Below are 11,678 nucleotides of genomic sequence, written 5' to 3' on the forward strand. Positions count from 1 at the left end.
GCGGATCTGACCCGACCCCACCCCTTCGTCCCGGAGTTCCCACATGACCTCGACGCTGAGTCGCCCGACCACCACCGCTCCCACCCGGCCCCGTCTGGACACCCGTTCGCGGGGTGCGCTGCCCACGCGCTTCCGACTCCCCGACCTGCTCCGCATCACCGACCAGGGTGCGGCCGACGTGATAGACGGTCACTACGACCGTCTGCTCCCCGACCACTGGGATCGGGAGACGCGGTGGTCGACGCGTCTGCACTCCGATGACGATCTCGACCTGTGGTTGATCAGCTGGACTCCCGACGAATCGACCGAACTGCACGATCATGCCGGGTCGTTGGGCGCGCTGACCGTCCTCTCCGGGTCGTTGGTGGAGTATCGGTGGACCGGTGAGGATCTGCGCGCCCGGACCCTCGACGAGGGTGATCAGGGTGCGTTCGGGCTGGGGTGGGTGCACGATGTGATGCGCAACCCCGCCAGTCCGATCACCTCGGAACCGACGCTGAGCGTGCACGCCTACTCGCCGCCGCTGACGGCGATGTCGTACTACGAGGTGACCGATCACCAGTCGTTGCGGCGGACCAGCACCGTCCTGACGGACGTACCGGAATGACCACACCGTTCGGAGCCCTCATGACCACCATCGACGACGTCCTGCAAACGGCGCGTGACCAGTACGAGCGACTCGACGCGGCCGCGGTGACCGGTGAGGTCGCCGGTGGCGCCGTCCTGGTGGACATCCGGCCCGCCGCGCAGCGCGCCGCCGAAGGCGACGTGGACGGTGCTCTGGTGATCGAACGCAACGTATTGGAGTGGCGCTGCGACCCGTCCAGCGACGCACGCATTCCGGAGGCCGTCGATCACGACGTGCGGTGGATCGTGTTGTGTTCGGAGGGTTACACCTCCAGCCTGGCCGCGGCGGCCCTGCACCAGCTGGGTCTGCATCGCGCCACCGATGTCGTCGGCGGCTACCACGCCCTCACCGACGTCCTCGGCCCCCGACCGTCGGTTCCCGCACGGCGCGGGGCGCCACGCGTCTAGCGCCATGTGAATCGGCACCGCGCGCCTCCGTACGACTTCTTTGCAGAACACGGTGCCTAGTTACACTGCTGAGGTGACATCGGACCAGCGCTCCGCTCGCGGCCGCCCGCGCAGCGAGGACGCGCGAACCGCGGTGTTGCACGCCGTCGACGACCTGTTGGTCGAGATCGGTTACTCGGCGATGACGATGAAGGGGATCGCCGACCGGGCCGGAGTCGGGCGGATGACCCTGTACCGATGGTGGCCGACGAAGGCACACATCCTCATCGAGGCGTGTGTCGACGACGCGCGCGAGGAACTCGGGCTGGACGACGGCACGGACGCGTATGCCGACCTGCCCGCCTACCTCGACGCGTTGGTCTGTTTTCTCACCTCGTCGACTGCCGGGCTCGCCTACCGCGCCCTGCTCGGTGAGGCGCAGCACGACCAGCAGGTGGCGACCCTGGTGCACCAGCACGACCTGTTCGCCGCCAGCGCTTCTCGCGTCATCCGCACCGCGACCGGCGCCGAACCCGGGCCGCGGGCGGTCGCGGAACTCGTCGGCCCCGTGCTCTACCTCGTCCTCACCGGACGGCAACCCACTCGCGACGACATCGGCGCCCTGGCGACGACGTTCCTCCGGACCCACACCGCCGACGACGGTGCGGCTCAGCGCGCCTCGACGGCCCGGAGCAGTTCACGACCGGCCTCGCGCAGAGCCAGGCGCTCCCCCACGTAGTCGGCGGGCGCACCGATCACCGGTAGCTCGCTGAGCAGCCGCCACGGCTGACGCGGCGCGGGCCGCTTGCGCAGTTCGTCGACGATCTCGCCGTAGCTCGACCGCAGGGTCCGGACGGCGTCGAGCAGTCCACGCGGCGAGAGCCGCGAGCCCGAGACCGCCGACTCGTCGGCGGGCGCCGGGGCGGCGAGCAATCGGGCGGAGTCGATATGCCGATCGCACAGCACCTCCGCCAACAGATCGGCCTGCCGGTACCGGTCGTGGATGCCGTATTCGCGCTGTACGGCACACAGCAGTACCGCCTGCTGGAGGAAGCCCAGGAAGTCCTGCAGCGGCAACCGATTGGCCAGTGCACCGAGGACCCCCGGGTAGGCAACCAGCGCGGTGGTGAACGTGCCGACCCGATTAAGCCACCAGTCGGCCCGGTCCTGCACCGGCAGTTCACGCCAGGTGGGCGTACCCGGCAGTTCGGCGGCGTCGACGGCCCAGGTCAGTCCGTCGACGACCTTGGTGACGACGGTCCCGGGGATCGCGAACGCACCCCGAGGGTGCCAGGAGTGCACGGCCTCGGCCAGGATGTGCCGTTTCAGCCCGGTCGGGTCCGCGTAGGCGAGGGTCCCCAGTATCGGGTTGATCAGACCGGTTGCGGTGTACAGGGCTTCGGCGATCCGGCGGTCGTCGATCACCGGGTGGTCGGCGCTCGGTACGCCGGTCTTCTCGACGGCCTTGCCCACCAGACCGGGGCTCATCACGCGTGCACCCGGGTCCCCGCGCCGGCCAACCCGGTCAGCGGGTCGGCCAGGGCCGCGACGTCGTCGAGCAGCCCATCGTCGATCCAGGGTGGACCGGCGAGCACGTAGGGCGGTTGCGCGGTGATGCGTTCGGTGAGGGTGTGCCCGCAGGCGGCCGTGATCTCGGCGAGTACGTCGAGGTTGGGCCACGGCCGTTCGGGGTTCACGTGGTCGGGGGTCAGCGGTGACACCCCACCCCAGTCGTCGACGCCCGAATCGATCAGGTCGCGGCATTCCTGCTCGGACACCAGGTTCGGCGGTGCCTGCACTCGCATGTCGGGTCCGAGCACCAGTCTGCTGACCGCGATGGCGGCCAGGAACTCGTCGAGTTCCGCATCCGGGGTCCCGCGCATCGCGGTGTCCGGCTTGGCCCGGAAGTTCTGCACGATCACCTCCTGGATGTGGCCGTGGCGCCGGTGCACCGCACCGATGGCGAGAATCGATTCGGCCCGGTCGCGGCGGGTCTCGCCGATACCGACCAGGATGCCGGTGGTGAACGGGATCCGTACGCGTCCGGCGTCGTCCAGCACGCGCAACCGGACCGCGGGGTCCTTGTCGGGGCTGCCGAAATGCGCCTGCCCCTTCTCCTCGAACAACCGCCGGGACGTGGTCTCCAACATCATCCCCATCGACGGGGCGACGGTCTTCAGCGTGCGCATCTCCTCGACCGTCATCACACCGGGGTTGGCGTGTGGCAGCAGACCTGTCTGCGCGAGCACCGCCGCCGCCGCGGCCCGGACGTAGTCGATGGTGGAGGTGTAACCCCGCGCGTCGAGCCATTCCCGCGCCGCGGGCCACCGGTCCTCGGGGCGGTCACCCAGGGTGAACAGTGCTTCCTTGCATCCGAGACGCGCACCCTGCCGGGCGATCTCGACCACCTCGTCGATCTCCAGGTAGGCGCCCTGGCCCGCCCGGGCAAGGCGGCCGGGGACGGTGACGAACGTGCAGTAGTGGCAGCGGTCGCGGCACAGTCGGGTCAGCGGGATGAACACCTTGCGCGAGTAGGTGATCTGGCCCGGCCGACCGGCCGCGACCAACCCGGCGTCGCGCATGTCCGCCGCGGCGGCCCGCAACCGGACCAACTCGTCGCCGCGCGCGGCCAACAGCACCTCGACATCGGAGACATCTGGGGTATCGGACGGACCCGTCCCGCCGGGTGTGGTCATCCGGTCCAGGGCGGCGCGCATCCGTTCCGGAGACGGCAGGCCCTCGGACACCACATGGCGGTCGGGGATGGCGGGGGTGGGTAGGTCGACGCGTTCGTCAGACACAGACGTGACTCCTCCGTCGGTGCGGTTGGCGGGTGTACGGCCCGGGGTCGAAGGTGCCGTTGAGCTCACGGAACGAGGCCCCGGTCCCGGGCCAGAGCAGGGTGAGCCGACCGGTGCCGGCATCGACGTACCAGTTGCGGCATCCCTGCATCCAGACCGTTCCGGCGCTGCGTCGCTCGATCTCCCGGGTGTAGCCGTCCTCGGCCGCCGCGGTCACCTCGATGACCGCGGTGCCGGTCGCGGCGAGGTGGTCCACAGCGCCGAGGACGTAATCGATCTGGGTCTCGATCATGAAGATCGCCGAATTGTGCCCGAGCGCCGCGTTGGGACCGTCGAGGACGAACATGTTGGGGAATCCGTGCACCGTGGTGGAAGCATAGGAGACCATGCCCGCCGACCAGTGCTCGTAGAGGGTGACATCCCCTCGGCCGGTGATCCGGCGCGCGAAGGTCGGTCGCGCGGCATCGAATCCGGTGGCCAGGATCAGCGCGTCCAGTCGGTACCGCGACCCCGACGCGGCGACCGCCTCGGAACCCCGGACCTCCTGCAGCGCGGACGGTTCCACGGTGACGTGCCGGGCCTGCAGCGTGCGATACCAGTCGTCACTGAAGACGATGCGTTTGCAGCCGATCTCGTAGTCGGGGGTGAGTTGTGCACGCAACCGGTCGTCGGTCACCTCTGCCGCGAGATGCCCCAGGGCCCGCGAACGGATCTCGGCGATCTCGGGCCGGCCGCTGCGACGTTGCACGAAGGCGGTGTCGGCGTCGGCGAAGATCTGCTCCCGTAACGCGGACGCGGCCGCACCGGTCCGCAGCTCGGCACGCTCGGCGTCGGTGTAGCGACGGTCGTTGCGCGGCAACACATACGGCGCACTCCGCGAGAACACCACCAGCTCGTGAGCTCGTCCGGCCAGGTGGGGCACCACCTGCACGGCGGACGCACCGGTGCCGACCACACCGATCCTGGCGCCGTCGAGATCGCTGTCGTGTCGCCAGCGGGAGGTGTGGAACCGTTCGCCGGCGAACGACTCCAGACCGGGGACATCGGGTGTGTGGGGTTCGGTGAGTCGACCGAACGCGGTGATCAGCACGCGGGCGACGATCGGTCCGTCACCGGTCTCGACGAGCCAGCGCTGCCGCTGCGCCGACCACCGTGCGTCGATCAGCTCACACCCCAGCCGGAGGTGATCGGCGAGGTCTTCGTCGTCGACGGCACGTTGCAGGTACTGCCGGATCTCGGTCCCCGTGGCGAAGACCGACGCCCAGTCCCCCGGCGGCCGGAAGCTGAACGAGTACACGTGGGCGGGGACGTCGCTACCGACCCCGGGATAGCTGTTGTCGCGCCAGGTGCCGCCGACCTCGTCGGCGCGCTCGAGGATCACGAACGATTCGCGACCCCGTCGGCGCAACCGGATCCCCATCCCGATGCCCGCGAAACCGGCGCCGGCGATCACGACGTCGACCTCGCGTCGTGCCACCGCCACCTCGGCGGTGGCCACACCCGCGGTCACACGCGCTCCGCGGCGGTCACCGTCACCGCGTCGGCGGGCGGGTCGTCGTACAGGGTGGTGCGCTGACGAACGGGACGCCCCAGTTCGGCGGCGATTTGCGCGACGTCAGCCGGGGTGAGGACACGCCCGGCCTCGGCACCGGCCTCGGGCATCAGGACACCGTCGAGCAGCAGCCCACCGAGGTCGTCGACGCCACCGCGCAACACGTCGAGCACCACCTCCCGGTCGAGTTTGGTCCAGGCCACCTGTATGTGGTCGATCGACCCGGCCAGCAGCAACCGCGCCACGGCGTGCACGGCGCGGGTCTCGCGCGCACCGGGACCGGCCCCGGCCTGATCGCGCAGCTCCGGGGGGGCCATCGCCTGCTGTACCGGCATCGGGATCAGCTCGGTGAACCCACCGGTGCGGGCCTGGATCCCGGCCAGGGTGCGCAGGTGGGCGACCTGCTGGGTACGGGTCTCGAGGTGTCCGTAGACCAGCGTCGCGGTGGACCGCAGACCCGCGCCGTGGGCCGCGCTGATCGTCCGCACCCAATCGGCCGTCGGAAACACCGCGCCGACACCGGTCAACGCTGAACGGATGTCGTCGTCGAGGATCTGTGCCGCGGTCCCGGGCACCGAGGCGACGCCGGCAGCGCACAGTTCGCCGAGCACCTCGTCCAGCGGCAGGTGGAGCCGCCGGGCCGCGTCGAGCAGCTCCGGGGGGCGGTAGGCGTGCAGATGCAGGCCGGGTGCGGCGGTCACGATGCGGCGCGGGATGTCCAGGTAGAGCGCCGGATCGGCGTCGGCGGGAACCCCGCCCTGCATGCAGATCTCGGTGGCACCCGCCGCGACCGCCTCGCCGACCAGGTCCTCCAACCGACGCGGATCGTCGAATCCGACGACCGCGGCGGTGTCGAGATTTCGGTTCACCACCACGGTCAGGTCGTCACCGACCCGGTCCCGACGGACGGCGTCGGCGACCACGGCCAGTTCCTCGAGTTCGGGGCCGTCGGCACCGAGCAGCGCGGCCCACTGGTCGTCGCCGACCTGGGTGGCGTCGTCCCGCACCGCGACCAGGGCGGACCGCACGTCGTCGACCGGCGCGAGCTGTTCCTGCCCCCAGTGCGCGCGGCGCGATGCCCTGCCAACCATGTTCTCGACTGTATCGGTCAGGACGATCCCGGGTTCGGCAGCCGGTCGGTCCAGGTCAGCAGCGCCGGGAATCCGGCACCACAGACGATGAGCACCAACACCCGCCAGTCGCCGACGGTCAGTACATCACCCCCGGGGCCGCCGAGCAGACCGATCCCGACCGCGATCACCCAACCGACCAGCGGCGCCCAACGCGCGGGGCCGGCGGTATACAGGGCCGCCAGGTAGACCAGACCCCCGGTGACCAGTCCCCCGACGATCGCCGACAACGGGACCGGAACCGAGCCCACGTGGGTCCCCAGGAACACCACCGACAACAACCCGACCACGAAGCCGTCTACCCCGAGCGCCACCAGGAGCCCCCGCCCGACCCACTGTTCGCGACTCATCGCCCTCGCGCTCCGGTCACGCCGGCGAACAGGTCTCGTTCGCGACCCGTGGCGTCGGTCTCGCCGCGCTCACCCTCGACCAGGATGAAGTGCTCCTCGGCCAGGATGGGTTGCAGGATGTTGTTCGACAGTGCGTATTCGGTCCCGGACGGTGCCACGGTCACCTGGGTGGCGTGCCGCCGCAGCGCCTCGACCTTGCGGTCGTACACTGCGGACACGTCGACGGCGGTACTCACCTCGTCGTCGGGGTAACTGGGCAGCTCGCCGTCCGCCGGCATCCGCCAGCCGGCGGGCAGCGACCGCGCCGCGCCGATGCCGTCGATCAACGGCGTCCGCGCGGTGACCGACCAGTAGTGCTTGTCCACCCGCCAGCGGTCGGCCGCGGCCGCGACGGCCTCTGTGGAGATGCGGTAGACCTGCCGGTGGTCGGGATGGCCGTAGGTACCCGCCGGGTCGTACCCGATCACCACCTGGGGTCGCAGTTCGGCGATGATGTCGGCCAACGCGGTCACCGGCTCGTCCGGGGACGCGTTGACCAGCGCCCGGGGATGCTCGGCGGCCGGGGATCCGGCCATCCCGGAGTCGCGCCAGTGGCCGGCCCCACCGAGGAACCGCGGTCGTAGGGCACCGGCCCCGGCGAGTACGTCCAGAGCCGAGGCCAACTCACCGATCCGGTACCCGCCGAGCTGATCGGCCCCGCCGTCGGCGACGAGCTGCGCCCAGGTGTCCCCGATGACCTCACCCTCCTCGCCCAGGGTGAAGGTGACCACGGTGACGTCGACGCCCGCGTCGAGGTACCGGGCAATGGTGCCGCCGGTCATGATCGACTCGTCGTCGGGGTGCGCGTGCAGCACCAGCAGGCGACGGCTCGACCCCGCGTCTCGGATCACGAGTCGGTACCCCACGTCGGTGCGGACCCGAAGATCGCCGACCCCGCGGGCCCGGTCTGCGGTACCCCGGTGGTGCCGGGGCCGGCCAGGGTGAACAGGGAGTCCTCGTATACCGGCAGGTAGACATCGCGGTCGGCGAGGATCGACGCGGCGGCGCGCAGATCGTCGGCGGGATCGACCGCGCCGATGGCGCGGTCGGCGATCGCGCTCAACTGCGGATCGCAGAGTCCGGACACGTTGCCGGTGTAGGACACCTCCTCTGCCGACGGCGCCGTCGACGCGGACCCGCCGGGTGTTGTCGGTGTGGGCGAGTTCGTCGGTGTGGCCGAGGCGGTCGGGGTCGACGACTCCGAGGCGGTGGAGCCGGTGGGTTCGACCGGTCGGCAGTCGACCCGGGACGCCAGGTCGGTGGCGGGCGCCACTGCCGTCGCCGACCATCCGACGACGAGGTCGACCCTGCCGCCGGTCAACGCGCTGCCGTACAGTTCCGCGGGCGTCAGGGCGGTCACCGAGGCGGCGATGCCCGCCTTGTGGAGCTGATCGACCAGCGCGGCCGCACCCGCCCCGGCGCGCTGATCACCGGTGACCACGCCGACCTGCAGCGAGAGCTCGTCGTCGCCACGGGACAGCGGTTGCACACCACGCGGCAGGGCCGTCGACGACGGCGCCACGGTGGTGTCCGGCGTGGTGGTCGGGGTCACCGACGGAGTGGGTTCCTCGGTGGTCGTCGCGGTGGGGGCCGGTCCCGTGGTCGTCGCGGTGTCGCTGCGCGGTGGCGTGTGGTGGAATCCGGCGGCCCCGAGCAGGCTGTCCACGTCACCGGGGTCGAGGGTGCGACGGTCGACCGGGAAGTACCCGGGTTGTGACGGCGCGAGCACCGGGTTGGCGAACGGGGTGACCACGTCGTCGCCCGCGCTGGCGAAGGACAGGAGCTGCGGATCGATCAGACCCATCACCGCCTTGCGGACGTTCGGGTCCGACATCGCCGGGGTGCGGGTGTTGGCGGTGACCCCGAACGCACGGCTGTCGGAGGTACGGCCGGTGCGGACACCCGGGATGGCGGTCAGCTGCGACTGGACGGCCGGACTCGCGGGTAACACGGCCACCCCGGAGTCACCGGAACGCACCGACGCGGCGAGCTGGGCGTCGGTACCCGCACGACGCAGCACCAGACGGCCGGGGACCGCGGGGGTCTTCCAGTACCGGTCGTTGCGGATCAACCGGACCTCGTCGCGGCTGCGGTCGATGTTGGCGATGGTGAACGGGCCCGCGGAGAGGGGCAACCCCGTGTCCATGCCGGTCTGGAACGCCGACGGCGATCCGCGCAACGCGTGGGACGGCAACAGGCCGCTGAACAGATCACGCCAACCGGGGTACGCGCGGGTGAACCGGACCACCGCGACCTTGCCCCCGGACCGCGACTCGATGCCGTCGATGAGCCGATACCCGGCACCACCGATGACGCCGGGTTGACGGGTCATCTGCTGCCAGAGGTAGATGAAGTCCTCGGCGGTGACCGGCAGGCCGTCGGACCACTGGGCGTCCTGCTGCAGCCGATAGGTCACCGTGAACGGTGCCTGGTCGCTCACGTCCACGCCGGCCACGACCGCCGGGTCGGGCTGTCGGGTCACCCCGGTGGGGGTCTGAACCGACCGGAACGGGCTGGGCAGCGTCATCGTCGCGAGGGCGGTGGTCACCGGACCCTGGTCGGCGACCAGATGCGGGTTGAACCCGACACCCACGGTGTCGACGGCCACGGTGATCTGCTCACCCTGCGGTTCGTTGGGGGTGGCCTCGACCGGTTCGCTGCGCTGCTGTTGGGGGGGCGGCGGGTCGGCCGAACAGCCCGCGAGCACCAGCACCACCGCGAACACCACGGCTCCCGACACCGCCCGGGCCGCCGTCCTCACCGTCTCGCCGATCGTGCGCTCCTCACCGCCGCCGCCACGTCCCGAATGAGTCGTCCCCACCCGACACCGGGCCTAACTCACCGACTGGTTGCGGGCCTTCGCGCGGGACCGCTCCCGAACACGCACGGTGGCCTCGAGGTGCACCTTGCGCACGCGCACCACCTCGGGGGTGACCTCGACGCATTCGTCGGCGGCACAGAACTCCATCGCGGCCTCGAGGTCGAGCTGCATCGGCTTGGCCAGCGTCTCCATCACATCCGCCGACGACTGCCGCATGTTGGTGAGCTTCTTCTCGCGGGTGACGTTGATGTCGAGATCCTCGGCGCGCGGGTTGATACCCACCACCATGCCCTCGTAGGTGTCGGCACCCGGTTCGACGAAGAAGGTGCCGCGGTCGGCGAGCTGGATCATCGCGAACGGGGTGACGGTGCCGGAACGGTCGCTGACCAGCGACCCGGTGTGTCGTGCCCGGATCTCACCGGACCATGGCCCGTACCCCTCGAACACCGCGTTGGCGATGCCGGTGCCGCGGGTCTCGGTGAGGAAGTCGGTACGGAAGCCGATCAGGCCACGCGACGGCACCACGAACTCCATCCGCACCCAGCCGGTGCCGTGGTTGTTCATCTGCTCCATCCGGCCCTTGCGCGCGGCCAGCAGCTGGGTGACCGCACCGAGGTACTCCTCGGGTACGTCGACGGTGAGGTTCTCGAAGGGTTCGTGCAGTTTGCCGTCGACCTGACGCGTCACCACCTGCGGCTTGCCGACGGTCAGTTCGAAGCCCTCGCGGCGCATCTGCTCGACGAGGATCGCCAGGGCCAGCTCACCGCGGCCCTGCACCTCCCAGGCGTCGGGGCGGCCGATGTCGAGGACCCGCAGCGACACGTTGCCGATCAGTTCGCTGTCGAGGCGGCTCTTGACCATGCGGGCGGTCAGTTTGTGTCCGCTGACCCGACCGGCCAGCGGCGAGGTGTTGGTGCCGACGGTCACCGAGATCGCCGGTTCGTCGACGGTGATCCGGGGCAGGGCCACCGGGTTCTCCGGGTCGGCCAGGGTGTCGCCGATCATGATGTCGGCCATACCCGCCACGGCGACGATGTCGCCGGCCACGGCCGACTCCGCCGGGACACGGTCCACGCCGACGGTGGCCAGCAGTTCGGTGATCTTGGCCCGCTCGACGACGGATTCACCGTCGACCTCACGCATCCAGGCCACGCTCTGCCCCTTGCGCAGGGTGCCGTTGTGGATGCGGACCAGGGCCAACCGACCGAGGAACGCCGATGCGTCGAGGTTGGTCACGTGCGCCTGCAGCGGCGCCTCGGGATCACCCTTGGGTGCGGGCACATAGTCGAGCAGGACGTCGAAGAACGGATCGAGGTTCTCGCCCCCGGGGACCTCACCGTCGGCGGGCTGGGCCGTGGCGGCCACCCCGGCGCGACCGGAGGCGTACAGCACCGGCAGGTCCAGGGCCAGTTCCGCGGCCTCGGCGGCGGCGTCGTCGAGGTCGGAGGCCAGGTCGAGCAGCAGGTCCTGACTGTCGGAGACCACCTCCTCGATGCGGGCGTCGGGACGGTCGGTCTTGTTGACCACCAGGATCACCGGCAGTGACGCGGCCAGCGCCTTGCGCAGCACGAACCGGGTCTGCGGCAGCGGGCCCTCGGACGCGTCGACGAGCAGCACCACACCATCGACCATCGACAGGCCGCGCTCCACCTCACCACCGAAGTCGGCGTGACCGGGGGTGTCGATGACGTTGATGATCACCTCGGTGCCGTCGGGCTGGCGACGGTGCACGGCGGTGTTCTTGGCGAGGATGGTGATGCCCTTCTCGCGCTCGAGATCACCGGAGTCCATGACGCGGTCGACGAGTTCCGCGCGTTCGCCGAAGACACCGGATTGACGCAGCATCGCGTCGACCAGGGTGGTCTTGCCGTGGTCGACGTGCGCGACGATCGCGACGTTGCGGAAGTTGGGAACAGGTGTCACTGAGCGTCTCCGGTCGGCTGATATCGAGGGCAACACAAAAGCGCCGGG

11 protein-coding genes are annotated in these 11,678 nt (G+C 70.5%); 3 read left to right on the forward strand and 8 right to left on the reverse strand.

The window, feature by feature from the left end; genetic code table 11:
• Positions 1-43: 43 nt before the first annotated feature.
• From BW971_RS10990 to BW971_RS11000, 3 genes are all read left to right on the forward strand, one after another.
• Entirely contained in the window at positions 44-607 is a 564-nt protein-coding gene (locus tag BW971_RS10990; RefSeq protein WP_076479492.1) for a cysteine dioxygenase, read from the forward strand.
• Positions 604-1,035: a rhodanese-like domain-containing protein gene (locus BW971_RS10995; protein WP_234974356.1), complete on the forward strand. Its 432-nt coding sequence runs from the start codon at positions 604-606 to the stop codon at positions 1,033-1,035. Before BW971_RS10990 ends, BW971_RS10995 begins: the two co-directional genes overlap by 4 nt.
• A 73-nt stretch (positions 1,036-1,108) precedes the next feature.
• Positions 1,109-1,753, forward strand: a complete 645-nt coding sequence (locus BW971_RS11000; RefSeq protein WP_076479494.1) for a TetR/AcrR family transcriptional regulator — start codon at positions 1,109-1,111, stop codon at positions 1,751-1,753.
• Here BW971_RS11000 and BW971_RS11005 read toward each other — a convergent pair.
• The 8 genes from BW971_RS11005 to typA form a co-directional block, all read right to left on the reverse strand.
• Entirely contained in the window at positions 1,684-2,502 is an 819-nt protein-coding gene (locus tag BW971_RS11005; protein ID WP_143690306.1) for a hypothetical protein, read from the reverse strand. The genes BW971_RS11000 and BW971_RS11005 overlap by 70 nt on opposite strands.
• Positions 2,502-3,710 carry a 7,8-didemethyl-8-hydroxy-5-deazariboflavin synthase CofG gene (gene cofG, locus BW971_RS11010; protein WP_076479811.1) on the reverse strand — a complete coding sequence of 403 codons (1,209 nt, stop codon included), beginning with the start codon at positions 3,708-3,710 and terminating at the stop codon, positions 2,502-2,504. Before cofG ends, BW971_RS11005 begins: the two co-directional genes overlap by 1 nt.
• A gap of 97 nt (positions 3,711-3,807) precedes the next feature.
• The gene (locus BW971_RS11015; RefSeq protein WP_143690308.1) at positions 3,808-5,325 is read right to left on the reverse strand and encodes a flavin-containing monooxygenase; all 1,518 of its coding nucleotides are present in this window, start codon (positions 5,323-5,325) and stop codon (positions 3,808-3,810) included.
• Positions 5,322-6,458 (reverse strand): FO synthase, encoded by a 1,137-nt coding sequence (locus BW971_RS11020; RefSeq protein WP_076479496.1) that lies wholly within the window; start codon positions 6,456-6,458, stop codon positions 5,322-5,324. Before BW971_RS11020 ends, BW971_RS11015 begins: the two co-directional genes overlap by 4 nt.
• 17 nt (positions 6,459-6,475) lie before the next feature.
• Complete coding sequence (locus tag BW971_RS11025) at positions 6,476-6,847, reverse strand: hypothetical protein (protein WP_076479498.1); 372 nt, start codon at positions 6,845-6,847, stop codon at positions 6,476-6,478.
• Positions 6,844-7,734 (reverse strand): N-acetyl-1-D-myo-inositol-2-amino-2-deoxy-alpha-D-glucopyranoside deacetylase, encoded by an 891-nt coding sequence (gene mshB / locus BW971_RS21130; RefSeq protein WP_076479815.1) that lies wholly within the window; start codon positions 7,732-7,734, stop codon positions 6,844-6,846. The genes BW971_RS11025 and mshB overlap by 4 nt, the downstream gene beginning before the upstream one ends.
• Positions 7,734-9,707: an ABC transporter family substrate-binding protein gene (locus BW971_RS11035; protein ID WP_083709752.1), complete on the reverse strand. Its 1,974-nt coding sequence runs from the start codon at positions 9,705-9,707 to the stop codon at positions 7,734-7,736. Before BW971_RS11035 ends, mshB begins: the two co-directional genes overlap by 1 nt.
• 12 nt (positions 9,708-9,719) lie before the next feature.
• Positions 9,720-11,630 carry a translational GTPase TypA gene (typA, locus tag BW971_RS11040; protein ID WP_076479500.1) on the reverse strand — a complete coding sequence of 637 codons (1,911 nt, stop codon included), beginning with the start codon at positions 11,628-11,630 and terminating at the stop codon, positions 9,720-9,722.
• Between the last annotated feature and the right edge of the window lie 48 nt (positions 11,631-11,678).

Source organism: Williamsia sterculiae (assembly GCF_900156495.1).
GTDB lineage: Bacteria > Actinomycetota > Actinomycetes > Mycobacteriales > Mycobacteriaceae > Williamsia_B > Williamsia_B sterculiae.